This is a genomic window from Bradyrhizobium sp. 62B (assembly GCF_030272265.2).
Lineage (GTDB): Bacteria > Pseudomonadota > Alphaproteobacteria > Rhizobiales > Xanthobacteraceae > Bradyrhizobium.
In genome coordinates this window covers 5,484,729-5,511,046 of record NZ_CP092841.2, presented here as the reverse complement: position 1 = coordinate 5,511,046, position 26,318 = coordinate 5,484,729, and the positions used below count along the sequence as shown (strand labels likewise).

Sequence of the window (26,318 nt, the reverse complement as noted above, 5' to 3'; positions counted from 1 at the left end):
ATGCGCGCGATGCATCCACAATAGCCTTCGAGCTGAATCGCACTTCCAGCGGGGTCCGGAATCGGCCCTCCAGCGAACGACGGTGTCGTTCGATCTCAATTCGTTGGCAATCTCGACGAGCAGTGTCGTGATTGGGAGCTCGTGCTGCGGGAGTTCCACCATCGCATGAAGAACACGCTGACAGGGAGCTCGACATGACCACTCTCGGAATCCATCCCGAACTCTCGACATCGCCCAGCGCCGACTGGAAGCTCGAAGTCGTCGTGATCCCCGTGTCCAATGTCGATCGCGCCAAGGCGTTCTACGCGCGCCTTGGCTGGCGGCTGGACGCCGACTTCACTTCTGGAAACGATTGGCGTGTGATCCAGTTCACCCCGCCTGGCTCGGCCTGCTCGGTGATCTTCGGAACCAATGTGACGGCCGCCGCACCCGGCTCGGTGCGAGGGCTCTACCTGATCGTCTCCGATCTGGAGGCGGCACGACGGGATCTGCTCGACCGCGGTGTCGAGGTCAGCGCGCCATTCCACGGTGCCGGCGATGTTCACGCCGGGCCGGACGAGCCGTACCTGTTCGGCAGTGTTCGGCTCAGTGGCGCCGACCCCAACCGCGGCAGCTACAGCTCGTTTGCCTCGTTCAGCGATCCCGATGGCAACGGTTGGCTGTTCCAGGAGGTGACAACGCGACTGCCGGGACGCGTCGCAGGCAGGGCTACGACATTCGCTTCGCAGACGGAATTGGCGGCTGCACTCCGCAGGGCGGCGGCAGCGCATGGCGAACATGAGCGGCGGACCGGTGGACATGATGAGAGCTGGGCGGAATGGTACGCCGACTACGTTGTGCGCGAGCAGGCCGGCCAACCGCTGCCGAGCTGAAGGCGCAGCGTTCCTCGCCCGCCACGCCAATGTCGCCTTGCTCCGGTAGGGAGGCGAATACTGAAATCTTACAGGGAGAACCGACATGATCCGCAAAGCAACGGCCGTCTGGAAAGGCACCGGTCGCGATGGAACCGGCCATCTGACCAGCGAATCCGGCGTGCTCACTCAGACGCCCTATTCGTTCAAGACGCGTTTCGAGAATGAGAAGGGGACCAACCCCGAGGAGTTGATCGCGGCAGCCCATGCGGGTTGCTTTACGATGGCGCTGGCTTTCGGCCTGCAAATGGCGGGATTCACGCCGGACGAGCTCTCGACAGAAGCGGCCGTGACCCTCGAGCCTGAAGGCAAAGGCTTCAAGATCAGCAAATCCGCGCTGACGCTGCGCGCGAAGGTGCCGAACCTCGACGATGCCGGCTTTGCCAGGATCGCCGGCGAGGCCGAGAAAAACTGCCCGGTGTCGAAAGTGCTCAACGCAGCGATCACGCTCGACGCCAAGCTGGCTTAAGGCGAGCATCGCGGTCCCACCGGCTCCGGGACGCGCCTGGGCACGCATGAACAGCATGGCTTTCGGCCGGGCGGCCGAGAGCCTATGCTACGGATATGGAACGGACCGAGCAATCAATCGGGAGCGGAGATATGACGACAGAGCGCGCAGTTTTGGCCGGAGGCTGCTTCTGGGGCATGCAGGACCTCATCCGCAGGCAGCCGGGCGTGGTCTCCACCCGCGTCGGCTACACCGGCGGACAGGTGAAGAACGCGACCTATCGCAACCACGAAGGCCACGCCGAGGCGATCGAGATCATGTTCGATCCCGCAAAGACCAGCTTCCGGACCATGCTGGAATTCTTCTTCCAGATCCACGATCCCACCACGCTCAATCGCCAGGGCAATGATCTCGGCACCAGCTATCGCTCGGCGATCTTCTACACGAGCGATGAGCAGAAGAAGATCGCCGAAGACACCATCGCCGACGTCGAGGCCTCACGCCTCTGGCCGGGCAAGGTGGTGACCGAGCTCGCGCCCGCTCGCGAATTCTGGGAGGCCGAGCCGGAGCATCAGGACTACCTCGAACGTTATCCGGACGGCTACACCTGCCACTTCATCCGGCCCGGCTGGAAGCTGCCGCGCCGCGCGGCCGCGGTGGGAGAGTGAAACGCGAACGACGAAGGCTTGATCGCTGACGCGCCGGAAGTGCACTCCCTCTCCCGCAAGCGTGAGAGGTAAGCGGCGGTCAGTTCCTGAGTTGCCTCATCAACGCGCGGGCCGCGCGCAGGTCGGCGATCTCCTTGCCCTCGCTAAGCGCGTCGCAGGCCTTACCGAGAGCCGCATGAGCCTCCGGGCCGCGGCCTGCGTCCATCAAGAGCCGCGCGAGACCGGTTGCAGCGCGCAGCTGCCAGAAGCGCGCGCCCTGCCGGACGGCAATATCGATCGCCTCGCGAAATCGCGCCTCGGCGTCCCCTGAATGCCGCGCGCTTGCGAGCATCAGCTCGGCCTTGATCCGGATCAGCTCCGGCAGATACCAAAGCTCCTGCCGGTCGTTGCAACGGGCGAGGGCGTCCTCGATCATCTCGAGGCCACGGTTCACCTCGCCGGCCTCCAGGCAACATGCGGCGAGCTCGCCGAGCAGCGGGAGAAAGCGCGGCAGAAAGCGCGCATCGCCGGCGCGATTAAGCTCTTCGCGCAAAAGCGGCAGGCCGGTCGCGATGTCGCCCCGCCTGGCCATGACCGCGGCGTTGAAGGCCCGGGCCCACAGGCTCCACAGCCGGATGGCGTGACGTTCGGTGTGCTCGAGCAGCTCGGTGCCGTGGCGCTCCGCGGCATCGAAATCGCCGGACCAGAACGCGATCGGGCAGGCCGCCTGGCCCAGCACGCTGCAGAAGGTCAGCGCATGGCCGTTGGCCCGGCCTTCCCAGATGTTCTCAGCCGCGAGCGCCTGGGCCTGATCGGCGAAGCCCTGCAGCCAGAGGATGCGGGCGCGAAAATATTGCGTCGATATCCTGAGATCGAGCGGAAAGATTTTCGGCTTGGCTACCAGCACATGCAGCGAGGCGTTGACCCGGTCGATCCGCTGGCGCGCCTCGTTCTGGTCGCCGAGATAATGCAGCGCGACGGCCATCAGGCGGTCGCCCAACATGAGATCGGTGGTGTCGGGCGAGTTTGCAGCCGCGTTCGCAAAACGGTCGGCGAGCGCACGCGCCTTGCCGAACTGCCCGTTGTTGAACTGGTCGATGCACAAACCCCAGAGCGCGCGCAGCCGGAAATCCTTGTCGTCGAGGCGCTCGGCGATTTCGAGCGTCGTCTCGAGGATCGGGCGCGCTTCGCGCGCGCGGCCCTCGCCATACATCAGCGACCAGCCGAGCGCGGACAGCAGTTGCATGCGGACGCGGTCGTTGCCGCGGTCCTCGCCCAGCGCCGCCAATGCCGTCCTGCAGCGCTCGCGGCATTCGGCGAACAGCGAAAGGCGCACCCACAGGGGCACCGCGGTCGCCGTCAGCGCGATGCCGAGCTTGGCATCGCCGTCGGGCCCGAAGGCCCAGTCCAGCGCGGCGCGCAGATTGTCCACCTCCCCACCATGGGCGCTCTGCCATTCCGGCAGCGGCGTCGCGGTATCGGCGCCCGCGCGCTCGAAGACATCGCGAAAATGCTCGGCATGGCGCCGCGCGAACTGCCCGACTTCACCGAGCTCGCGCAGCTTGCCGAGTGCGTAGGTGCGCGTGGTGTCGAGCAGGCGATAACGCAGCGCTCGCGAGCCGGATGGCGAGATCAGCGATTTGGCGACCAGGCTGTCGATCGCCTCCAGCGTCTCCGAGGTGCCGAGGCCGTCGCCGGACGCGACCGCGGCGGCGGCCTCCGGCGCGAACGGCCCGGCGAACACCGACAATCGTCGCAAGATGGCGCTTTCCGCCGGCGGCAGCAGGTCATAGCTCCAGTCGAGGGCGGCCGCGAGCGTCTGATGCCGCGGGACCGCCGTGCGCCGCCCGCGCCATTGCAGCGAAAAGCGGCTGTCGAGTAGGGAGGCCGTGCCGGCGATGCCATACGCATCGACACGGCCCGCCGCGAGCTCGATCGCCAGGGCAATGCCGTCGAGGCGCCGGCAGATGTTCGCGACGAGCGGCGCCTCTTCGGCGCTGAGCTGGAACGGCCCGGAGCTCTGCGCGATGCGCTCGACGAAGAGCTGGGCGGCGGGATAGGCCAGAACCTCGGCGACGTCGAGATTCTCGCGCTCGGGGGGACAATCCAGCGGAAACAGCCGGAAGATCCGCTCGCCCTCGCTTCGGAACGACTCGCGGCTGGTTGCGAGAACGCGAAGCTGCGGCGCCTCGCGAACGATGTGCTCGACGATCGGCGCCAGCGTGTCCAGCACATGCTCGCAACCGTCGACGATCAGCAGGGTCGGTCCGCTCTTCAGGAATGTCAGGATCGCCGGCGTCGGATCTTCCGAGCTGACCGTCAGCCCGAGCACGGAGGCGATGGTGGTCGTGACATGGCCGGCGTCGCGCAGCGGACCGAAATCGACGAAGAAGACGCGCCCGCCGAAATCCGCCGCGCGTCGATGCCCGACCGTGACGGCAACGACGGTCTTGCCGATGCCGCCCGGGCCGACCAGGGTCATGAAGCGATGCAGCGTCAGGCCGTTCGAGATCCTCTCGACGATCTCCTCGCGGCCGATCATCTTCGCGAGCGGAGCGGGCAACGAGCGGGGCGGACTGATGTCGGCGGCGACAGGCGCGGCGACCTGCGGCGCCGCTTGAGTGGACGGCGCGACAAAGCAATAGCCGCGCCCCGGCACGTTGAGGACATAGCGGGCCGACTTGCCGGTGTCGCCGAGCACCTTGCGCAGCGCTGCGACATGGAAGCGCAGGCTACCCTCGTCGACATTCACATCGGCCCAGATGCGCTTGACCAGCTCTCTCTTGTCGATGACTTCGCCGGGACGCTCGGCCAGCAGGATCAGGATATCGAGCGCACGGCCGCCGACGTGAAGCGGCTCTCCCTCCTTCTCCAGGAGTCGGGATTTTGGAAACAGCCGAAATGGCCCGAATGAAACGACCGAGTCTTGGTTACTATCAGCTGGCACGTGCCATTGCCCCCGCGAGGGAGTCAAAAGGTATTTTATTGTGGTCTAGCAGAACGAGGCGTCCAGTAAACCGGCCGAAAGCCGCATGGCTGACAGACCTGCGTGGATGGCTTGGGTCGGCGGCGGCCCCGTGAATCATGCTTGAGATGGAAGGGGTTAGCTCGCGGCGGTCTGGCGCGAATCCGCCGTGACGACACGCGCCGTCAGCGTGACGAGACCCATCAGCGCAGCCAGCAGCCAGAACGCCATCGGCAATCCACCCAAATGCGCGACGAAGCCGACGCCGGCAGGGCCGATCAGGATTCCTGCATAGCCCGCGGTCGTGATCGCGGCGACCGCAAGGCCGGTCGGCATCACCGTTTGCCGGGCCGCCCGGCGGAAGAGCACCGGTACGAGGTTCGAAGCGCCGAACCCGATCAGCAGGAATCCGGTGATCGCGACCGCCGCAACCGGCGCGGTCAGCAGGACCACAAAACCCGCGATCGCGATCAGGCTGCCCCACAGCAATGTCGCGCGGTCCCCGATGCGCGCAACGATGGCGTCGCCGCCGAGCCGGCCCATCGTCATCGCGATCGAGAACACGATGTAGCCGGCTCCACCCTGCGCCTCGGTGACGAGGCCCGCGCCGATCACGAGCAGCGCGCCCCAATCGAGCATCGCGCCCTCGACCAGGAAGGTGATGGCGCCGAGCAGCGCGAGCAGCAGCACCGATCCGTGCGGCAGCACGAACAGCGGGCCATCCTGCGCCTGCGCGTTGCGCAGCAGGCGCGGCCAGGTCATGATCATCGCGATCAGCATCAGGGCTGAGCAGATCAGCGTGCAGGCGAGCGTGCCGAATTGCAGCGACAGCAGCGCCGTCATCAGCGCGGATCCGGCGAAGCCCCCGATGCTGAACAGCGCGTGGAAGCCGGACATCAGCGGGCGCGCCGCGGCGCGCTCCACCTCCACGGCGTGGATGTTCATGGCGACGTCGATCGAGCCGAGCGCGGCGCCGAATGCGAGCAGGGCCAGCGCCAGCGTCGCGGGCGAGCTCGCGACCGCGAGCAAAGGCAGCACCAGCGCCAGGCCGAACCCGCCCGCCAGGATGATCGGCCTGCTGCCGTAGCGCGCGCTCACGATTCCCGTGAGCAGCATCGCGACGACGGAGCCGATGCCGAGGCTGAGCAGCAGCAGTCCGAGCACGCCATCGTCGACGCCGAGCCGCGTCTTCGCGAACGGCACCAGCGGCGCCCAGCATGCGATGCCGAAGCCCGCGACGAGGAAGGCAAGCCGTGTCGCAAGGCGCGTCGCCGGCCGGTCGGCAGAGGACATGGGAACTCCAGGGGGAAGCAGAGGCGGGATGACCGACAAGCCCGACAAATGCCGCAGCTTTATGTCCGCGGTGCTTCCGCATCGCCGCGGGCAGCCCGCGAAAGCCGCAGGCGGACGCGCAGGCCCTTCGGCGCGTTGTCGAGCAGTTCGAGCGTTCCGTCATGCGCCGTCACGATCGCCTGCGCGATCGAGAGGCCGAGACCGAATCCGGCCGCCTCGTCCATGGTGCGGGCTTCCTCGCCGCGCACAAAGGGCTCCAGCATCGCCGCCTTGCTCTCGTCGGGAATGCCGGGCCCGTCGTCGGAGACGTCGATGACGAGCCGGTCCTCGACCGTCGTCAGCGCGACGTCGATTTGGGTTCCGAAGCGCGTTGCATTCTCGACGAGGTTGGTGACCGCGCGGGTGATTTCGTCGGGCCGCAGGACGAAGGCGGCCCTGTTCGGGCCGGAATAGGTCACGGCAAATCCGGAATCCGAAAACTGCTCGCAAACCATTTGAAGCAGCGCCGCGACGTCCACCAGCGTCGGCTTGACCGGGCTCTCGCTGCGCAGGAGCGACAGCACCGATTCCAGCATCGACTGCATCTGGTCGAGGTCGCGCACGGTCTGCGTGCGTTGTGCCGGATCCTCGATATATTCCGAACGCAGCCGCAGACGCGTGATCGGCGTGCGTAGATCATGGCTGATGGCCGCCAGCATGCGGGTTCTGTCGTTCATCAGCGTGGCGATGCGATCGCGCATCCGGTTGAGCGCTCTCGCCGCGGACCTGATCTCCTCCGGTCCGTTTTCGGGCAGCGGCGCGGAGGACCGGCTCAGGCTGAAGTCCTCCGCCGCGCGCGCGAAGGCCGACAGGGGCGAGGAGAGTGCGCGACCGGCCCAGACGCCGAGCAGCGTCAGGCTCGCCACGAGGAACAGCAGCGTCGAGGTCCAGAGACCGCTGACGAAGGCCGGCATCTTCGGTGATCCGATCGCGGCTTCGAGCACGTCGTCGCCCGGAAGGTAGAACCAGACGCGCTCGTCCTCCGCGCCGCTGCCGCGAACGAGCTCGGCCTTGACCCCGAGCGCGTAAGGAATGGTCAGGGACGTTCGCATGGACTGCGGCGTGGTGGAGGCCGAGCCGCCGTCTCGCAATTGGAGCTTGAGCGCTGGAAAGGTTCGGCTGACGCTGTCGAGGACGAGCGCGCGCTCGGCTTTCGGCGTGTTGGCGATGATCCGCACGATCAGCTCGATCTGCTCCAGCGGCGTGTCCGCCAGCAGTTTCGGCTGGTTGAGGAGAAAATACCCGGCAATCAGGACGTGGATCAGGATCAGCGATCCCAGGATCAAGGCGGCGATCTGGCCGCTGATCCGCCTGAAGCTGAACAGCGCGACGATATCGGCGGCGCGGCTCATGCTTCCTCCACCAGCGGCGTGAAGACGTAGCCGCCGATGCGGACGGTCTTGATCATGGATGAGCCTTCCGTGCGGTCGAGCTTGCGGCGCAGCCGGCTGACCAGCACGTCGATGCTGCGGCCGAAGCTTCCGCCGGAACGGCCGCGCGTCATGCTCAGCAAATTGTCGCGGGTGAGAACGCGTCCTGCCCGCTCGCAGAAGGCCTGCAGCAGATCGAACTCGGCACTGGTCAGCGGCACCTGCGCGCCCCGCGGGTCGCGCAACTCGCGCAAGCGGAGATCGATGGTCCAGCCCTGGAACTTGAGACGGGCAGGGGCGGAGCCGGCGGCGAGGCCGCTCGATCGCCGGCGCAGCACCGCGTTGATCCTGGCGAGAAGCTCGCGCGGGTTGAACGGCTTTGCCAGATAGTCGTCGGCGCCCATTTCGAGGCCGAGGATCCGGTCGAGATCCTCGCCCCTCGCGGTGAGGATGATGACCGGCGTCGTGGAGTCCATCCGCAGGCGGCGGCAGAGGCTCAGGCCGTCCTCGCCGGGCAGCATCAGGTCGAGCACGATCAGGTCGACCCGGTCGTGGGAGAGATGGCGGTCCATCTCCTTGCCGTTCGCGACCGCGTCGACCGAGAAGTCGTGATCGCGCAGATAGCGCGAGATGAGTTCGCGGGTCGGCTTGTCGTCTTCAACGATCAGGATGTTCGGGCTGCCGCTGGTCATGATTGAAATCGCATCGGGGGCGCCGGTCGTTGGTCGATTTGCAGACGGATCTCCCGTCCGAAGCACAGCGGTCATGGGCAATCCTAGGGTCAGTCGCGGCTCAGCGCCACCACGGGGTCGAGGAACGCGGCGCGGCGGGCGGGGAAGAAGCCGAAGGCGACCCCGATCCCGGTCGAGGTCAGGAACGCTGCGCCGATCGAGAACGTCGAATAGCTGACCTCGAAGCCGGGCACGGCAACGTTGACGGCGAGCCCGAGCAGCACCGCGACGACGATGCCGGCGATGCCGCCGATGGACGAAATCAGGGTCGCCTCCACCAGAAATTGCTGGAGGATGTCGCTGCGCCTGGCGCCGACCGCCATGCGCACGCCGATCTCGCCGATCCGCTCCGAGACGGAGACCAGCATGATGTTCATGACGCCAATGCCGCCCACGACCAGCGAGATCACCGCGATCGCCGCCACCAGGAACGCCAGCGTCTGCGTCGTGCTGGTGATGGTGCGGCGGATGTCGTCGGTGTTGAGGATGACGAAATCCCTGGTGTTGTGCCGCTGCGTCAGCAGCGTCGTCACCGCGTCCTGCGCCAGATTGGTCGAGATATCGTCGCTGATCCGCAGCAGGATGCTGCGCAGCGAACGATCGCCCGTGAACTGGGCCTGCACGGTGGTGTAGGGCAGGTAGACCGACAGGTTCTGGTTCGAGCCGAACCCGCCCTGCTGCTGGGCGATCACGCCGACGATGCGGCATGGCACCTTGCCGAGCCAGATCACGCGGCCGACGCCTGCGGTCTGGTCGTCGGCGAAGAACGTCTTGCGGGTATTGTCGTCGATGACGGCCTGCCGCTCGATGTTGCGGGTCGCCTCGGTGTCGAACAAACGGCCCTTCGCAAGCTTGGCACCCTTGACCTTGAAATAGCTCTCGCCGACGCCGTTCACCAGCACGTTGGACTCGTTGCCGCGATACCGCACCGTGGTGCTGGTCGAAACCGTCGGTGTGACCCCCGCAATGAAGGCCTGCCGGTCGAGCGCGCGGGCGTCGTCCAGCACCAGCGTCTTGATCTTGCTCGCCCGCGCGTCGCCGAAATCCTTGCCTGGAAACACCTCGATCGTGTTGGTGCCGAGGTTCGAAATGTCGGACAGCACCTTGCGCTGTGACGCATTGCCGAGCGCGACCACGGACGACACCGCGGCGATGCCGATGATGATGCCGAGCATGGTGAGGAAGGCGCGGAGCCGGTGCGCGGCCATCGCAACCAGCGCCATCCGCGAGGCCTCGCGCAGGCGCCGCAACGCGGCGGACCAGCCCGGGCGGCCGTTGCCCCACGGCGTCCGCGCTACCGTGACGGGCCGCTCCGGGGTGTCCGTTGTTCCGGTGCGGCGATCGGAGACGATCTTGCCGTCCCGCAGCTCGATGACGCGCTCGGCCCGTGCGGCGACATCGGCATCGTGGGTGACGATGATGATCGTCCTCCCCTCGCGGTGCAGCTCCTCCAGGATCTTCAGGACCTCCTCGCCGCTGCGCCGGTCGAGCGCGCCGGTGGGCTCGTCCGCCAGGATGACCTCGGCATCGTTGATCAGCGCCCGAGCGATCGAGACGCGCTGCTGCTGTCCGCCCGAGAGCTGGTTCGGGCGATGGCCTCGCCGGTCGTTGACGCCGAGTCTTGCGAGAAGCTGCTCGGCTCGCGCACGGCGGTCGCGGGCCTTCATCCCGGCATAGATCGCGGGGATCTCGACATTCTCGCCGGCAGAGAGGTCGCCGAGCAGATGATAGCGCTGGAAGATGAAGCCGAAATGCTCGCGGCGTAGCGCCGCCAGCGAATCGGCGTCGAGCTCGGAGGCGTTCTGGCCGGCGACGCGGTAGGTGCCGGAGCTCGGGCGGTCGAGGCAGCCGAGGATATTGAGCAGCGTCGATTTGCCCGATCCGGACGAGCCGACGATCGCCACCAGCTCGCCGGGCCGGATGCTCAGCGAGATATCGTCGAGCGCGACCACGCTGACGTCGCCGGTCGCGAACTCCCGCCGAACGTTCTCGATTGCGATGATCGGATCGGCCATGTCAGAGACCTCCGGGCGGGCCGCCCGACACGCTGCGCGATGCGGTTTGCTCGTTGGCCTCTCCGGTGACGACCCGCTCGCCTTCGTCGAGGCCGGACCTGATCTCGACTGTCGTGCGATCGTTGAGTCCGGTCTTGACCTCGCGCTCGCTGACGTCACCCCTCCCATTGAGGGTGCGGACGGTATTGCGGCCGTCGGATTTCCGGATCAGCGCGAGCGCGGGGATGACCTTCACGCGCTTGGCCTCGCCGGTGACGATGTGCACCTCGGCGGTCATGTAGGTCCGCAGCGAGAGCTCGTTGTTGGGGACGTTGAAAACGCCGATGTAGTAGATGGCGGTGCTGGTGGAACTCGATGAACTCGAACTCGTGCTCGAACCCGACGTGGTGGTCGAGGAGAAGCTGGCGTCGCTCTTGATCGCTTCGGGCGCGGGCTCGATCTGCTCCAGCTTGGCCTCGTAGCGATGGTCCTGGTCGCCGAGGATGGTGAAGTGGAGCGATTGCCCTGGCTTGACCTTGACGATGTCGGCTTCGGAAATCTCCGCGCGTACGGTCATCGTCTCGAGCTGGCCGAGCACGACGATGGTGGGCGCGGACTGGACCGCGTTGACCGTCTGTCCTTCCTGCACCACGGTGGCAAGCACCGTGCCGTCGATCGGCGCGGTGATGCGGGTGTAGTCGAGGTTGACGCGCGCGGTCTCGACGCTGGCTTCAGCCCCCACGATCAGGGCTTCGAGCGCGGCGATCTGGGCGCGGGTCTGCCGCACGGTCGAATCGGCGCTGTCGAAATCGCTGCGGGAGGTGGCGCGTTGCGCCAACGTCGCCTGCTGGCGCGCGAGGTTCGCCTCGGCCAGAACCAGCGCGGCCTCCTTCTCGACCTTCTGCGCACGGTAGTTCTTCAGCGACGCCTCGGAGCTGCGCAGATCGTTCTGCTTGGTGACGGGGTCGATCTGGGCGATGACGTCGCCGGCCTTGACGGTGTCGCCGACGCGGACGTTGAGGGCGGTGATCCGTCCCGACACTTGTGCGCCGACAGCGGTGAGGCGCGCCGGCTTCAGCGTGCCGCTCGCGAGAACCTCCTCGCGCAGATCGCTGAAGGTGACCGGCGCGGTGATGTAGGACTGCGCCTTGCTCGACGTTCCCGGAACGCGCGTGGCTGCGACCACGCCGGCAGTTACGACGGCAACGATCGCCGCGCCGATCTTCAGGCGTTTGGCGGTGATGATCTCGGTCACTTCTGCGCCTCTCGCAAGTGAGGTCCCGTGTTGGTGTCGGCGATGATCGGCCTCGACACGTCGACCGGATCGGACCATCCGCCGCCGAGCGCCTTTGCCAGCGCAATGTAGTATTTGGCCGCCGACACCTTGCTCTGGATCAGCGAATCCTCGGCGGAATAGAGCGAACGCTCGGCGTCCAGCACGTCGATGAAGCTGGCGCTGCCGCTCTCGAACAGCGATCGCGACAGCCGTGCGGCTTCGCGGTAGTTCCTGGCCGCTTCTGACAGCTTGGTGGCACGGACGCGTTCGCGCGACAGCGAGACCAGGGCGTTCTCGACGTCCTCGAGTGCGGTGAGCAGGGTCGAATGGAACGTGGCGAACGCCTGATCGCGTTGCGCCTCCGCAATCCTGACGGTGGCCAGGCGCTTGCCTGCGTCGAACACCGGCACGGTGATCGAGGGCCCGACCGACCAGCTCAGGCTCGAATATTTGGCGAGATCGCCGGCGCGTATCGCGGAGGTGCCGACCGAGCCGGTCAGCGACACCGCCGGATAGCGGTCGGCCTCGGCCTGGCCGATCCTGGCGGTCGCCTGCGCCAGCTTGCGCTCCGCGCTGGCGAGATCGGGGCGGCTCATCAGGAGATCGGCGGGCAGGGGCATGCGCGGCGCCGGCACGGGCGCGGACCGGGCCATCAACGAGGCGACGCCGTCAGGCGGTCGCCCAAGCAGGATTCCCAGCCGATGAATGTCGGCCGCGAGCGCCGCCCGATAGGTCGGGACGTTGGCTTCCGTGCTCGCGGCTTGCGCGGTGGCCTTGGCGAGATCGACAGCGTTGCCGCTGCCGGCCTCGTATTTGCTGCGGGTCAGCTTTTCGGTGTCGCGCTGAGAGACCGATGTTTGCCGCGCCAGCGCGATCCGCGCCTGGTAGCCACGGGCGTCAACGTAGTAAGCGGCGACGTCGCCGATCAGCGTGACGAGGCTGTTGCGCAGATCCTCCTCCGCCGATTGCTGCCCGCCCACCGCCGCTTCGATGCTCCGTTGCGTGCCGCCGAACAGGTCGAACTCCCAGCTCGAATCGAAGCTTCCTTGGTGCAGCGTGTAGGGCGCTGTGTCGGCGACGGCCGAGGCGGAGGTCCCGCTGGTCTTGTTGTCGGTCACCGACGCCGAGCCGCTCACGGACGGAAACAGGCCTGCCGCCGTCTGTTGCAGCGTAGCGCGCGCCTCGCGCACGACGGCTTTTGCCTTCGCAACGTCGGGATTGGCTTCCACGGCCTGTTCGATCAGCCGGTTGAGCAGGGGATCGCGCAAGCGCAGCCACCAGCGATCGAGCTTGCCGGTGTCCCGGTGCGGTGCGGTGCTGGTGCTCCAGTGCGAGGGCAAGGCAAGTTGGGGCGGGCCAGCGTAATCCGGGCCGACAGCGCAGCCGGCCAATGTCGTGCCCAGCAACAGCGCGGCGCAGGCCAATCCGGCGCGCGACCTGGGGCTGCGCAACGGCGCGGGCTTTGGAAGAGGAGCCTCATTGGCAAATGGCAGGGGACTTGCGACGAACACGTATGGCGGCATCAATCGGCTGAAATCCATGGACCTCGGTCCGGGGGAGACTTGCGGTCCTCTGGGGGGAGCGAGGGCGACCGCCACTAGCCGGCCGATCGTGGCCTTTCGGCAGCTGGAATGTTGCTGAATGTAAACAGGTATTGCCAGACGTCTCGGCGCGGCCGAACAGCTGACGCCCCATAGACCGTGGCCCGGGTGGAGCGAAGGCGCAATCCGGGGCTGCTCGCCAGTGTTTGGCACCGTCGCGGATTGCGCTGGCGTTCCATCCGGGCTACGCGTCCGCGCCCTGTGTCGGCCCCTGTCAATCCGTCGCCGCGAAAAGATTCCACTTTACCGAAATTCGGTTTTGGCGTATGTGTCGGCCATCCCGGCTCACCAAGAGGGGCGATCTCGAGGTCGTCTTGATCGCGAGCCGGGCTTGCGGTGGACGCGGCAGCGTCGGCATGAGAGGTGCGGGCAGGGCGGGTAGTCCCTGTGAGCCCGCGGCCGCGTGTAGACGAGCGGCGCTGCTAGGCTTCGTCTCGCCTGTAAGTCTTCAGTTCCGTCGACAGGGCTGGAAATACTGCGGCGACATGGCGGGCCGTGCGTACGGCAAAACCGTGTGGTCCTAACCGTCGTTGCTACGGTCAAGCCGGATCGAAGATGCGCGCGAGCCCAACCGGGTGGACGGCATCATTCAATTCGAACGGCGAGGGAGGCCAAAGGAAAGTTCGGCTCCCGGGAGAGCGCGGCATAAGCCGTCCGACCATCGCGCAGGGAAGGCCGAGTGATCGGCACCACCTGTATGCCGCTGTGCGGTTCTCTCTGCGTGTGCATTTCGCGCAGCGGACCGCGGGTGTCTGTCAGCACCCGGCCTTCCCTGTGCCCTCTTGGCTCAAGAGGGACGAAAGACGAAGCAAAGCTCGGGTGAAATCCACCGCGAGATCGCGAGGGCATGTCTGCGATTTGAGCGAGCGACGGAGGCCGGCGATGGTACGCTCTGCTTCGTGGGTCCGGCTCTGCGCCGCAACGCTCAAGCGCCTTGCGCTTTTATCGGGACACCTCTCACCACGAAATCGGAATTCGCTGCGCAAATCCGCCCAGATCGGAGTCGGGGCTCAGCGGCTGCCGGTCGAGCGGCCGATTGTTGTTGCTGCGTGCGAAGGAGGCGCCGGGCGGAAAGGCATAGTCGGTAAACTTGCGCTCGCCGGGGAGCACCTCGGTCCCGCCGTCGAGCCACGATCGCTTGCTGACATAGATGCGGGTGCGCGGACCGGATTGGTAGGAACGATTGGGGCCGCGCGGGCCGTACTCGTAAACCGCGTCCCGGGCCGCTCGCGGCTCGCGCTTGCCGGCGGTGGCGGGATGGGCGATGAGGGTCGAGGCCAGGAGGGCGGCCAGCACTGCTCGGGTCGTTACATGCGCGTTCATCGGACAACATCCTGTGCGAATTTCCTGACACGGCCGCCTCTCGCACCGACTTAAGAGCCTGTAAAGAATCCCGGCGTTGCGCGATGTTGCTGGGCCACTGCATGGGCAAGGCGGCCGCGCGGCCGCTTCGAGGCGGCTCGGTCGCCGCCCACAATGCGCGCGGTCATTGCGGTCGCGCTGCTCACGCGTCCGATCGACCAATCAAATTCAACGACCGGAAACAATGCAGCAATCTCCAGGCCACACCGCGGCCACAGCCGTCTCGTTTCAGAGCAGGCGAGGTATCGTTGAGGTGTGGAATGTCGTTTTTGCGGGCCGGGCTGATCGTCGTGGCGATGAGTGCTGTATCGATTGCAAGTTCACTCACGCTTGCGCTGTTGCCGCGGCCGGCGGCGGCGCAGGCGATGCAATCAATCATCGTCGAAGGCAATCGCCGCGTGGAGGCCGAGACGGTCCGCTCCTATTTCAAGCCCGGCCCGGGCGGCCGTCTCGATCAATCCGCCGTCGATGACGGGCTCAAGGCGCTGATCGCGACCGGCCTGTTCCAGGACGTGAAGGTCAATCAGGCCGGCGGCCGCATCGTGGTGTCGGTGGTCGAAAACGCCGTGATCGGCCGCGTCGCATTCGATGGCAACAAGAAGATCAAGGACGAGCAGCTCTCGGGAGAGATCCAGTCCAAGCCGCGCGGATCATTCTCGCGGGCGCTGGTGCAGTCCGACACGCTGCGCATCGCCGAAATCTACCGGCGCTCCGGCCGTTACGATGTCCGCGTCACGCCCGAGATCATCGAACAGCCGAACAACCGCGTCGACCTCATCTTCACGGTCGAGGAGGGTGCCAAGACCTCGGTCAAGTCAGTCGAGTTCGTCGGCAACAGCGCGTTCTCGGCCTCGCGCCTGCGCGACATCATCAAGACGCACGAGAGCAACCTGCTCAGCTTCCTCGGCAGCAACGACATCTACGATCCCGATCGCGTCGAGGCCGACCGCGATCTGATCCGCCGCTTCTATCTCAAGAACGGTTACGCCGACGTCCAGGTCGTCGCCGCGCTCACCGAATACGATCCGGAGAAGAAGGGCTTTCTGGTGACCTTCAAGATCGAGGAAGGTGCTCAATATCGCATCGGCTCCGTCGACTTCCGCTCCAGCATTCCCAACTTCGACACGGGCTCGCTCCGCACCTATTCGCGCGTCAGCGCAGGCTCGCTCTACAACGTCGAGTTGGTCGAGAAGTCGACCGAAGAGATGCAGATCGAGGCCTCGCGCCGCGGCTATGCCTTTGCCGTGGTCCGTCCCGGCGGCGACCGGAATTTCGAGGCGCACACCGTCTCCGTCGTGTTCAACATCGACGAGGGCCCGCGCACCTATATCGAGCGCATCAATCTGCGCGGCAACACCCGCACCCGCGATTACGTGATCCGCCGCGAATTTGATCTCTCGGAAGGCGATGCCTACAATCGCGCGCTGGTCGATCGCGCCGAGCGACGGTTGAAGAATCTCGACTACTTCAAGAGCGTCAAGATCGTCACCGAGCCCGGCTCCTCCAGCGATCGCGTCATTTTGATCGTTGACATGGAAGAGAAATCGACCGGCGACTTCTCGATCTCGGGCGGTTACTCCACCACCGACGGCGCGCTGGCGGAAGTCTCGATCTCCGAGCGCAACCTGCTGGGCCGCGGGCTCTATGCCAAGGCATCGGTCAGCTACGGCCAATATTCACGCGGCGTATCGTTGTCCTTCGTCGAGCCTTATCTGCTCGGCTACCGGATGGCGCTCGGATTCGACACCTATTGGAAGGAGCAGAAGTCGAACAGCTATACGAGCTACGGCGTGACCACGCTGGGCTTCTCCCCGCGCATCGGCCTTGCCTTGCGGGAGGACCTCTCGCTCCAGCTTCGCTATTCGCTCTACCAGCAGAGCATCACGCTCGCCAGCGCCTACAACAATTGCAACAACAACGCGTCGAACGCCTCGCTGGCCTATAATCCGACGCCAGCCTACATCCAGAACGTCCTGAGCGGTGCGGACCCGACCAATTCCACGAGCTCGGGAGTCTATGGCTATGGCTGCTACGGCGACGGCGAGTCGAGTCTGCCGGTTCGAAAGGAGCTGGCGAACGGCGCGACCTGGACCTCGGCGCTCGGCTACACGCTGAACTACAACACGCTCGACAACACCAAGAACCCGACGGACGGGTTGCTGGTCGATTTCCGGCAGGACTTCGCCGGAGTCGGCGGCGACGTCACCTATCTGAAGACCGTGCTGGACACCAAATACTACACGCCGCTCGTCTCCGAGATCGTCAGCGTCATCCACCTCCAGGGCGGCCTGCTCAGCAAGCTCGGCAACCAGGATCTGCGCATGCTGGATCACTTCCAGATGGGGCCGAGCCTGGTGCGCGGCTTCGCCTCGAACGGCATCGGGCCGCGCGACATCACCTACTACAACTACGGCTCCAGCGGCGATGCGCTCGGCGGCACGAAATATTGGGGCGCGTCGGCGGAGCTGCAGATGCCGTTCTGGTTCCTGCCCAAGGAGGTCGGCCTCAAGGGCGCGGTCTACGCCGATGCCGGCTCGCTGTGGGGCTATCAGGGGCCGACGTCATGGTCGGCCACCGGCGAAGTCAACACCAAGGCGTGCCCGACCTGCGGATTGCAATATGACGACGGCAGCACGGTGCGATCGTCGGTCGGCGTCGGCCTGATCTGGGCCTCGCCGTTCGGGCCGCTCCGCTTCGACTATGCCGTGCCGATCACGAAGGGCAAATACGACGTCGTCCAGGAGTTCAGGTTCGGCGGGGGGACGTCGTTCTAGAGCATGATCCGGAAAAGTGTGCAGCGGTTTTCCGAAAAATCATGCTCAAGAAAATGGGCGTTAGCCCCCGAGGATCCGCCGGCAGGCATCGACGAAGACCTCCGCGCCGGTGACGATATCGGCATCGGCGGTGTGCTCGGTCCAGTGATGGCTGATGCCGCCGATCGACGGCACGAACAGCATCGCGGCGGGCATGACGGTCGCCAGCATCTGCGCATCGTGGCCGGCCCCGCTGGGCATGCGAATGGATCGCCCACCGGCCAGCGCCTGGCTTGCGGCTTCGATCGCATCCTGAAAGCCTGGGTTCATCATGGCAGGTGCGCCGGTGCGCAGCTTTTCGACGGTGACGGTGCAGGGACCGTTCGCGCTGGCATCATTCGCCATGGCCCGCAGCAGCTGCTCCAGCCGGGCAATGACGGAAGGATCATCGTCGCGGATCTGGAACAGCATTTCGGCGCCGCCCGGAATGATGCTCGGCGCGCCCGGGTCGAGCGTGATGCGCCCGGTGGTCCAGACCGTGCGCGGGCCGCAGGCGGCCGGAAAACGCTCGTCGATCGCGACGCAGAATTTGGCGAGCGCCAGCCCTGCATCCTTGCGCACGGCCATGCGCGTGGTGCCGGCATGGTTCTGCTCGCCGGAGAAATTGATCTGGTATTGCCAGATGCCGACGATGGAGGTCACGACACCGATCGCGAGTCTGCCGCTTTCGAGCGTGTCGCCCTGCTCGATATGCGCTTCGAGATATCCGACGTGGCGGCCCGGCTCGGCGCTGATGCGTGGCCGGCCCGCAAGGCCCATCTCGGCGAGCGCATCGCGCATGGTGCGGCCGCTGGTGCGGTCGCGCGCAGCGTCGATGTCGGCTTCAGTCACCTGCCCGACATAGGAGCGCGAGCCGAGGAAATGACCGAAATGTCCCTCCTCGTCGCACCACGCCGCGACCTCGACCGCGCCTTTCAGCGAGGGATCGGCGTTGAGCACGCGGGCGGCTTCGAGCGCATAGACGACGCCGAGCGGGCCATCGAGCCAGCCGGCGTAATTCTGGCTCTCCAGGTGCGATCCAGCCAGCAGCTTGGGCCTGGCCTTCGTGCTCGCGCCAAAGACATTGCCGATGCCGTCGATCGAAGCGGAGAGACCGGCATCGGTCAGCTTGCGTACGAGCCAGTCCAGCGAAAGCCTGTGCGGCTCGGAGAAGGTCGGCTTGTGCACGCCGGTCTTGTAGGCGCCGATGGCGCGCAGCGCATTGAGATCGGCGAGAACGCGCTTTCCATCGGCGCGCGGCATGGTGTCAGGCATGTTCGGCAACCTTCAGCGCCTCGGTGCGGATCTCCTCGACCAGCCGTTCCTTGAGCTGGACGAACTCGGGCGTCGTCTTGATCTTGTAGGAGCGCGGATGCGGCAGGTCCACGGTAATCTCGGCCTTGATGCGGCCTGGGCGCGCGCTCATGACGATGACGCGGCTGCCGAGGAAGATCGCCTCCTCGATGTCGTGAGTCACGAACAGCACGGTCTTCTGGTCGCGCTCCCAGATGCCGAGCAGCATCTCCTGCATCAAAGCGCGGGTCTGGTTGTCGAGCGCGCCGAACGGCTCGTCGAGCAGCAGGATTTTTGGATCGTTGGCGAGCGCGCGCGCGATCGCGGTGCGCTGCTGCATGCCGCCGGAGAGCTGCTTCGGCCAATGATTCTCGAAGCCGGACAATCCGACCTGGCGGATGAAGGCGTCCGCGATTCTGTTGCGCTCCGCCTCGGACACGCCGCGCTCGCGCAGGCCGAAGGCGATGTTCTCGCGCACGGTGAGCCAGGGAAACAGCGTGTAGGACTGGAACACCATGCCGCGATCGGCGCCGGGGCCCGTCACTTCGCGCCCGTCGAGCGTGACGCGCCCGCTGGTCGGGCGGTCGAGGCCGGCGACGATCCGCAGCAGCGTGGACTTGCCGCAGCCGGAGGGGCCGAGGATGGTGACGAAGTCGTTGTTGCCGATGGTGAGGTCGGTCGGCTCCAGTGCGTTGGTCGGCGCGTTGCCGTGGCGCGCCGGGAAGGTACGCGAGACCTGCTCGACCTTGAGGATCGTCATGCGAGCCTCCACGGAAACAGCCAGGCGTTGAAGGCCTTGAACATGAAGTCCGAGAGCAGGCCGATCAGCCCGATCACGATGATGCCGAAGATGATCTGGCCGGTGTTGAGCAGCGCCTGGCTGTCGGTGATCATGTGACCAATGCCCGAGGACGAGCCGATCAGCTCGGCGACGATGACATAGGTCCAGGCCCAGCCCAGCACCAGCCGCAGGATTTCCGCGATCTCGGGCGCGGAGGAGGGCAGCAGCACCCGGCGTATGATGCCGCGGTCGCTGGCGCCGAGCGTATAGGCGGCCTCGACCAGATCGCGCCGCGTGGCGCCGACGGTCACTGCGACCATCAAAATGACCTGGAACACCGAGCCGATGAAGATCACGAGCAGTTTTTGCAATTCGCCGATCCCGGCCCACAGGATCAGAAGCGGAATGAAGGCGGAGGCGGGCAGATAGCGCGCGAAAGAGACGAACGGCTCGAGGAACGCTTCGACCGGCTTGTAGGCGCCCATCAGCAGTCCGAGCGGAACCGCGATGATCGCGGCGAGCACAAAACCGCCGACGACGCGCCAGATCGTCATGCCGATGTCGTACAGGAAGCCCTGCTTGGTGATCAGGTCGACGCCCTCCTGCACCATGGTGAGCGGGTTGGCGAGGAACACTTTCGACACATGGCCGCCGAAGGTCGCCCACGACCACAAGGCAACGAACACGACGAAGAACGCAAGGCCGTAAGCTAAGCGCTGCTTCGATGTAACAGGGTCCAGGGGACGCATCGACGATCTATCCGGGCAGTGAACGAAATTGCCGGCCCCGCCGCGAGACAAGGCCGGCAGCTCCTGGGTGACTTACTTGATGAAGCTGGCGTCGAAGAGGTCCTCGACCTTCGGCGCGGCCTTGATGATGCCGATCTCGAGCAGCAGCTCGGCGGCCTCCTTGTTGAAGGTCAGGAAGTCGCCGGCGAAGAACTTCTGGTTGGCGGCCTTGTCCTGCCAGCGCAGATATTTCGCCGAGTTGGCGAACTGCTCGCCGGTCTGCTTCACGTCGGCACCCATGATCTCATAGGCCTTGGCCTGGTCCTTGGCGATCATGTCGAGCGCCTCGAAATAGCTGTCGGCGAGGGCCTTCGCGGCTTTCGGGTTCTCGGTGAGGAATTTCGGCGTGCAGCCGAAGGTGTCCATCACCATCGGATAGTCGAGCGTGGTCGCGATGATCTTGCCTTTGTCCGGCGCGGCGCGCACCGTCGACAGATAGGGCTCATAGGTCATGGCGGCATCGTTCTGGCCGGAGACGAAGGCCTGCGCGGCCGCGGCCGGCTCCAGGTTGACGACGGTGACGTCCTTCACGGTAAGGCCGTTCTTCTTGAGCATCCAGGCCAGCGCGAAATACGGCGAGGTGCCGGGCGCTGAGGCGGCGACGGTCTTGCCCTTGAGGTCCTTGATCGCGGCGACGTCGTTGCGCACGGCCATGCCGTCGGCGCCGAAGCTCTTGTCGAGCTGGAAGATCTGCTTGGTCGCAACGCCGTTGGCGTTCCAGGAAATCCAGGTCTCGACCGTCGTCGCCGCGCACTGGATGTCGCCGGAGGCGACGGCGAGATGGCGGTCCTTCTGCGGAATCTTCTTGATGGTGACGTCGAGACCGTTCTTCTTGAAGATGCCCGCCTCCTTCGCCAGCGTCAGCGGCGCAAACCCGGTCCATCCGGAGATGCCGACACCGACCTTGACGTCGTCGGCGAGCACGGGAGTGGCGGCCGCAAGAGCAATGATTGTCGCGAATATCGTCGAACTACGCATGATTGTCGTCCTCTGCCGATCGATGGATTGACGTCCTGTTGGTCTCTTCATGAAGCGTTGCACGATTTGTGCCGACATAGCCACTCAGCCTCCCTTGAATCGCGCGACAAGGCGGTGAGAGTCACCGGGATAGAGCAGGCGCACGGCGGTGATCGTGCGCGCGCTGCGCCAGGTGTAACGGTCGATCACGAGACAGGGCGCGCCGACGGCGATCGCGAGTGCGCCCGCCGTGTGATCGTCCGCGACGATGGCGCTGATCGTGTGCTCGGCCTCCGTCCATGGGACGTGATGAAGCAGCCACGAGCCGGGCGGCTCGCGCGAGAAGTCCGCGGTCGCGGCATCAGGTACGGACGACAGATCGATCAGCCTGTCCTCGACGGCGAACGGCACGTTGTCGGCGCTGTGCCGGCAGGTGATCGCGACCACCTTGCCGGCCTTTTTGACGCCGAGCCGGTCACGGTCGGCGGAGGTGGCGGTGCGCAGCTTGCGGTGGATCAGCTCATAACCGTAAGCGCGTCCGAGCGCGGTGATCTCGGCGCGGATGTCGGTAATCTGCAGAACGGCGGACTGATGCTGCGGCCGGCGCACGAAGGAGCCGGCGCGGCGCCGCCGCTCGATCAGATCGGCCTGCGCCAGCTCGGACAGCGCCTTGTTCACAGTCATGCGCGAGCAGCCGTAACGCGCGACCAGCTCGTGCTCGAAGGGAATGCGATGCCCGGGCGGCCATTCGCCGGTGAGGATGCGCCGCTCGATATCGGCGCGAATGCGCTTGTAGAGTGTCGGCTTGTCGGCGGCATCGGTGACGAGGCTCATGCAACGAGCCTCCGTACCGCCGCGTTGAAGCGTTCGCGTGCGGCTTGGCGCAATCCATGCTGACCGCCCTCGACCACCTTGCGGCCGCCGGCCCAGACGCAATCGATCGCGCCGCTGCCCGCGGCAAAGATCCAGCCGTCGATGGTGGCATCGCCCCGACGCCCCGCCAGCGAGGGATGCGCTGCGTCGAGCGTGACGATGTCGGCACGTGCGCCGGGCGTGAGCCCGACCATCTCCTGCGCCAGCGCCTGTGCGCCGCCCGCGAGCGCGTGATCGTACAGCGTGCGTCCGGTCGAGCGGCCTGCGCCGGCGGAGAGCACGTTGCGCTCGCGGTGCTTGAGCCGCTGGCCGTATTCGAGCTGGCGCAATTCGTCGGCGACGCCGACCAATACGTTGGAATCGGTGCCGACACCGAACGCGCCGCCGGCCGCGAGAAATTCACGTGCGGGAAAGATGCCATCACCGAGGCTCGCCTCGGTGATGGGGCAGAGGCCGGCGACCGCGCCGGCCTTCGCGAATGCGCCGACTTCCGCTTCCGTCATGTGGGTTGCGTGAATGAGGCACCAGCGCCGGTCGACCGGCGCGTGCTGCAGCAGCCATTGCACCGGCCGTCGTCCCGACCAAGCCAGGCAATCCTCGACTTCCCTGACCTGCTCGGCGGCATGAATATGCACCGGCCCGCCTTCCGCCAGCGGAATGATTGCCGCAAGCTCGTCCGGCGTCACCGCGCGCAGGCTGTGCGGCGCGATGCCGATATTCGCGCCGGGCAATGTGCTGATCGCCTTGCGCGAGGCCGTCATCAGCGCGGCGAACTGATCGACCGAGCAGATGAAGCGCCGCTGGCCGGCATGCGGCGCGGCGCCGCCAAAGGAGCCGTGCGCGTAGAAACTCGGCAGCAGCGTCAGCGCAATGCCGGACGCCTCAGCCGCCTGCGCGATGCGCGCGGCCATTTCGCCGATATCGGAATAGTGCGAGCCGTCGCGATCGTGATGCAGATAATGGAATTCGCCGACGCGGGTAAAACCCTGCTCCAGCATCTCGACATAAAGCAGGGTGGCGACGGCGGCGACATCGTCCGGCGTCATCGCCAGCGCGAAGCGGTACATCGTCTCGCGCCAGGTCCAGAACGTATCGGTTCTGTCCCCGCGCAGCTCGGCGAGGCCCGCCATGCCGCGCTGGAAGGCGTGGCTGTGCAGGCTCGCAAGTCCCGGAAGCGCGATGGCGTGACGCTCGTCGCCGGCGGCAGGCTGTACGCCCGCAGTCACCTCCGCGATCGCGCCGGCGGTGATCACCACCTGCACGTCATTGGCCCAGCCCGAGGGCAGGAGCGCGGAGGCGAAATGCAGTCGGGACATGATTGATGACACGCCGGCTGGACAGAACCGCCTTACGATTATATGTCTAGACATATAAGTCAAGCATCCCAGGGCGCAGGGACATCCGCGAAGGGACCGTTGCATGGCAGAGCGCTTCGACCGGATCTGGCACAATGCCCGCCTCGCCACGATGCGGGCGGATCGTCCTGATCTCGGCGAGATCGAGCAGGGTGTGATCGCTGCGCGCGGCGGCCGTATCGTTCACGCCGGAGCAGAAGCAGATTTCCCGGCGGATGCGGACGCCGTCGAGCGGATCGATTGCCAGGGGCGCTGGATCACGCCGGGGCTCGTCGACTGCCACACCCATCTGGTCTATGGCGGCAACCGCGCGCACGAATTCGAGCTGCGGCTCAAGGGTGCAAGCTACGAGGAGATCGCACGCGCCGGTGGCGGCATCGTCTCGACGGTGGCCGCGACACGCAAGGCAAGCGAGGCCCAACTCGTCGCCAGCGCGCTGCCGCGGCTCGATGCAATGATCGGCGAGGGCGCCACCACCGTCGAGATCAAATCCGGCTATGGCCTGGATACCGAGACAGAGATGCGGCAGCTTTCAGCCGCGCGAAGCATCGGTCGTCAGCGGCCGGTTGCAATCCGCACATCGTTTCTCGGAGCCCACGCCCTGCCGCTGGAGGCTGATGGAGACAAGGACCGCTACATCGTTCTCGTCTGCAAAGAGATGCTGCCTGCGGTCGCGAAGGCCGGCCTTGCCGATGCCGTCGACGCCTTCATGGAGGGCATCGCGTTCTCGGCTGAACAGACGGCGCGCGTGTTCGAGACGGCGAGACGGCTTGGGCTGCCGGTCAAGCTGCATGCCGACCAGCTCTCGAACCTCGGCGGTGCCGCGCTCGCCGCAAAATTCTCGGCGCTGTCGGCCGATCACTTGGAGCATACCGACGAAGCCGGCGCCGCCGCGATGGCGAAGGCCGGCACTGTGGCCGTGCTACTGCCCGGCGCGTTCTACTTCATTCGCGAGACGCAGAAGCCGCCGGTCGAGGCATTTCGCAGGCATGGCGTGCACATGGCGCTCGCCACCGACTGCAATCCCGGCAGCTCGCCGCTGACCTCGCTGCTGCTCACCATGAACATGGGCGCGACGCTGTTCCGGATGAATGTGGCCGAGTGCCTTGCCGGCGTGACCCGTGAAGGCGCGCGGGCGCTCGGCGTGCTGAACGAGACCGGTACGCTGGAAGCCGGCAAATGGTGCGATCTCGCGATCTGGGACATCGAACGGCCCGCCGAGCTGGTCTACCGCATCGGCTTCAATCCGCTGCATCGCCGGGTGTGGAGGGGCCAGTGACGGAGAAGAGCGCAGCGATCGTCGTCAAGCCGGGAACGGTCAGCCTCGACGATCTCGCGCGTGTGCTTGCAGGCGCGCCTGTCGTCCTCGATTCCTCGTTCTGGCCGCGCGTGGACGCAGCCGCGGCGATTGTCGCGAAGGCTGCGCAAGCCGATGCTCCGGTCTACGGCATCAACACCGGGTTCGGGAAGCTCGCCTCGAAGCGCATCCCACCCGACCAGACCGCGCTGCTTCAACGCAACCTGATCGTGTCTCATTGCTGCGGCGTCGGCCCTGTGACGCCGCGGCCGATCGTCCGCCTGATGATGGCATTGAAGATCGTCTCGCTCGGACGTGGCGCCTCCGGCGTGCGCCGCGCGGTGATCGAGCAGTTGCAAGGCATGTTGGCGCAAGGCGTGTATCCGCTGGTGCCTCAGCAGGGCTCGGTCGGCGCCTCCGGCGATCTCGCGCCGCTTGCGCACATGACCGCGGTGATGATCGGCGAGGGGCAGGCGATCGTTGACGGCAAGATTGTATCCGGCCAGGAGGCGCTCGCCGCGGCCCGCCTCGTGCCGCTGACGCTCGGTCCCAAGGAAGGCCTCGCGCTGATCAACGGTACGCAGTTCTCGACGGCCTACGCGATATCAGGCGTGCTGCGCGCCTTTGGCCTCGCGCGTGCCGCGCTCGTCACCGGTGCACTGTCGGTCGATGCGGCGATGGCCTCGACGGCGCCATTCCGTCCTGAAATTCAGGCGCTGCGCGGCCATGCCGGTCAGATCGCCGCGGCGGCGATACTTACGGCGTTGCTGGAGGGCAGCGACATCCGCCTGTCGCATCTCGATGGCGACGAGCGCGTGCAGGATCCTTATTGCCTGCGCTGCCAGCCGCAGGTCGCAGGCGCTGCGCTCGATCTGATCACGCAGGCTGCGCGCACGCTGATCGTCGAGGCCAACGCCGTCACCGACAATCCCCTGGTGCTGGTCGAGACCGGCGAGATCGTCTCCGGCGGCAATTTCCACGCCGAACCGGTGGCGTTTGCCGCCGATGCGATTGCGCTGGCGCTATCCGAGATCGGCGCGATCAGCGAGCGGCGCATTGCGACGCTGGTCGATCCCGCGCTCAATTTCGGCCTGCCGCCGTTCCTCACTCCCGATCCCGGCATCAATTCCGGCTTTATGATCGCCGAGGTGACGGCCGCCGCGCTCTATGCCGAGAACAAGCAGCGGGCGCTCGCCTGCTCGATCGACTCGACGCCGACCAGCGCCAACCAGGAAGATCACGTCTCGATGGCGGCGCACGCCGCGCGGCGCCTTTCCGACATGGCCGACAATCTCGCCGCCATCCTCGGCATCGAGCTGCTGGTCGCCGCCCAAGGCATTACGCTCCGCGCGCCGCATGCGACCAGCGCGCCGCTCATTGCCGTCATCGCCGCATTGCGCGAGCAGGTGCCTGCACTCGGCGCCGACCGTTACATGGCCGGCGATCTCGCCAGGGCCGCCGCACTGGTCGAAGCCGACGCGCTGCCGGCGGCCGCACTCACAGCGCTGCCATCCGATCCGTTTCCGAGACTTGATTGAGAGGTCC

20 protein-coding genes are annotated in these 26,318 nt (G+C 66.2%); 6 read left to right on the top strand and 14 right to left on the bottom strand.

All coding sequences use genetic code 11. The features are described from left to right. Positions 1-194 precede the first annotated feature (194 nt). The 3 genes from ML401_RS26430 to msrA all read left to right on the top strand — a co-directional run bounded on the left by ML401_RS26430 (position 195) and on the right by msrA (position 2,027). Positions 195-872 (top strand): VOC family protein, encoded by a 678-nt coding sequence (locus ML401_RS26430; RefSeq protein WP_211416482.1) that lies wholly within the window; start codon positions 195-197, stop codon positions 870-872. An 85-nt stretch (positions 873-957) separates the two neighbouring features. Beyond that, positions 958-1,380 carry an OsmC family protein gene (locus ML401_RS26425; protein ID WP_211416483.1) on the top strand — a complete coding sequence of 141 codons (423 nt, stop codon included), beginning with the start codon at positions 958-960 and terminating at the stop codon, positions 1,378-1,380. Between the two features lie 131 nt (positions 1,381-1,511). Beyond that, entirely contained in the window at positions 1,512-2,027 is a 516-nt protein-coding gene (gene msrA / locus ML401_RS26420; protein WP_285807466.1) for a peptide-methionine (S)-S-oxide reductase MsrA, read from the top strand. 79 nt (positions 2,028-2,106) lie between these two features. Here the strand turns inward: msrA and ML401_RS26415 are convergent, their stop codons facing one another. The 8 genes from ML401_RS26415 to ML401_RS26380 all read right to left on the bottom strand — a co-directional run bounded on the left by ML401_RS26415 (position 2,107) and on the right by ML401_RS26380 (position 14,598). Next, positions 2,107-4,953 carry a winged helix-turn-helix domain-containing protein gene (locus ML401_RS26415; RefSeq protein WP_285807465.1) on the bottom strand — a complete coding sequence of 949 codons (2,847 nt, stop codon included), beginning with the start codon at positions 4,951-4,953 and terminating at the stop codon, positions 2,107-2,109. A 156-nt stretch (positions 4,954-5,109) separates the two neighbouring features. Beyond that, the gene (locus ML401_RS26410) at positions 5,110-6,264 is read right to left on the bottom strand and encodes an MFS transporter (RefSeq protein WP_285807464.1); all 1,155 of its coding nucleotides are present in this window, start codon (positions 6,262-6,264) and stop codon (positions 5,110-5,112) included. A 59-nt stretch (positions 6,265-6,323) separates the two neighbouring features. Beyond that, positions 6,324-7,655 (bottom strand): ATP-binding protein, encoded by a 1,332-nt coding sequence (locus ML401_RS26405; RefSeq protein WP_285807463.1) that lies wholly within the window; start codon positions 7,653-7,655, stop codon positions 6,324-6,326. Continuing rightward, positions 7,652-8,365, bottom strand: coding sequence for a response regulator (locus ML401_RS26400; RefSeq protein WP_259217318.1), 714 nt, complete (start codon positions 8,363-8,365; stop codon positions 7,652-7,654). The genes ML401_RS26405 and ML401_RS26400 overlap by 4 nt, the downstream gene beginning before the upstream one ends. Before the next feature lie 89 nt (positions 8,366-8,454). After that, the gene (locus ML401_RS26395; protein WP_285807462.1) at positions 8,455-10,419 is read right to left on the bottom strand and encodes a MacB family efflux pump subunit; all 1,965 of its coding nucleotides are present in this window, start codon (positions 10,417-10,419) and stop codon (positions 8,455-8,457) included. Between the two features lies 1 nt (position 10,420). Next, positions 10,421-11,653: an efflux RND transporter periplasmic adaptor subunit gene (locus ML401_RS26390; protein ID WP_285807461.1), complete on the bottom strand. Its 1,233-nt coding sequence runs from the start codon at positions 11,651-11,653 to the stop codon at positions 10,421-10,423. Further along, complete coding sequence (locus ML401_RS26385; protein ID WP_285807460.1) at positions 11,650-13,215, bottom strand: efflux transporter outer membrane subunit; 1,566 nt, start codon at positions 13,213-13,215, stop codon at positions 11,650-11,652. Before ML401_RS26385 ends, ML401_RS26390 begins: the two co-directional genes overlap by 4 nt. A 1,017-nt stretch (positions 13,216-14,232) precedes the next feature. Further along, complete coding sequence (locus tag ML401_RS26380) at positions 14,233-14,598, bottom strand: hypothetical protein (RefSeq protein WP_211416492.1); 366 nt, start codon at positions 14,596-14,598, stop codon at positions 14,233-14,235. Between the two features lie 335 nt (positions 14,599-14,933). Between ML401_RS26380 and bamA the strand changes: the two genes are divergently transcribed. Next, positions 14,934-17,411, top strand: coding sequence for an outer membrane protein assembly factor BamA (gene bamA / locus ML401_RS26375; RefSeq protein ID WP_376717388.1), 2,478 nt, complete (start codon positions 14,934-14,936; stop codon positions 17,409-17,411). Positions 17,412-17,471: 60 nt separating this feature from the next. On the opposite strand, the gene ML401_RS26370 is transcribed toward bamA, so the two are convergent. The 6 genes from ML401_RS26370 to ML401_RS26345 all read right to left on the bottom strand — a co-directional run bounded on the left by ML401_RS26370 (position 17,472) and on the right by ML401_RS26345 (position 23,437). After that, positions 17,472-18,704 carry a Zn-dependent hydrolase gene (locus ML401_RS26370; RefSeq protein WP_285807458.1) on the bottom strand — a complete coding sequence of 411 codons (1,233 nt, stop codon included), beginning with the start codon at positions 18,702-18,704 and terminating at the stop codon, positions 17,472-17,474. Next, the gene (locus ML401_RS26365) at positions 18,697-19,482 is read right to left on the bottom strand and encodes an ABC transporter ATP-binding protein (protein ID WP_285807457.1); all 786 of its coding nucleotides are present in this window, start codon (positions 19,480-19,482) and stop codon (positions 18,697-18,699) included. Before ML401_RS26365 ends, ML401_RS26370 begins: the two co-directional genes overlap by 8 nt. After that, entirely contained in the window at positions 19,479-20,252 is a 774-nt protein-coding gene (locus ML401_RS26360) for an ABC transporter permease (RefSeq protein WP_063202669.1), read from the bottom strand. Before ML401_RS26360 ends, ML401_RS26365 begins: the two co-directional genes overlap by 4 nt. Positions 20,253-20,324: 72 nt before the next feature. Beyond that, positions 20,325-21,269, bottom strand: coding sequence for an ABC transporter substrate-binding protein (locus tag ML401_RS26355; RefSeq protein ID WP_211416496.1), 945 nt, complete (start codon positions 21,267-21,269; stop codon positions 20,325-20,327). A gap of 84 nt (positions 21,270-21,353) precedes the next feature. After that, positions 21,354-22,082 carry a histidine utilization repressor gene (gene hutC, locus ML401_RS26350; protein ID WP_211416497.1) on the bottom strand — a complete coding sequence of 243 codons (729 nt, stop codon included), beginning with the start codon at positions 22,080-22,082 and terminating at the stop codon, positions 21,354-21,356. After that, positions 22,079-23,437, bottom strand: a complete 1,359-nt coding sequence (locus tag ML401_RS26345; protein WP_285807456.1) for a formimidoylglutamate deiminase — start codon at positions 23,435-23,437, stop codon at positions 22,079-22,081. Before ML401_RS26345 ends, hutC begins: the two co-directional genes overlap by 4 nt. Before the next feature lie 103 nt (positions 23,438-23,540). Between ML401_RS26345 and hutI the strand changes: the two genes are divergently transcribed. After that, on the top strand, positions 23,541-24,755 hold the full coding sequence (gene hutI / locus ML401_RS26340; RefSeq protein WP_285807455.1) for an imidazolonepropionase: 1,215 nt from the start codon (positions 23,541-23,543) through the stop codon (positions 24,753-24,755). Next, a complete protein-coding gene (gene hutH / locus ML401_RS26335) occupies positions 24,752-26,311 on the top strand; it encodes a histidine ammonia-lyase (protein WP_285807454.1) in 1,560 nt (519 codons plus the stop codon). Before hutI ends, hutH begins: the two co-directional genes overlap by 4 nt. The last annotated feature ends 7 nt before the right edge of the window (positions 26,312-26,318 follow it).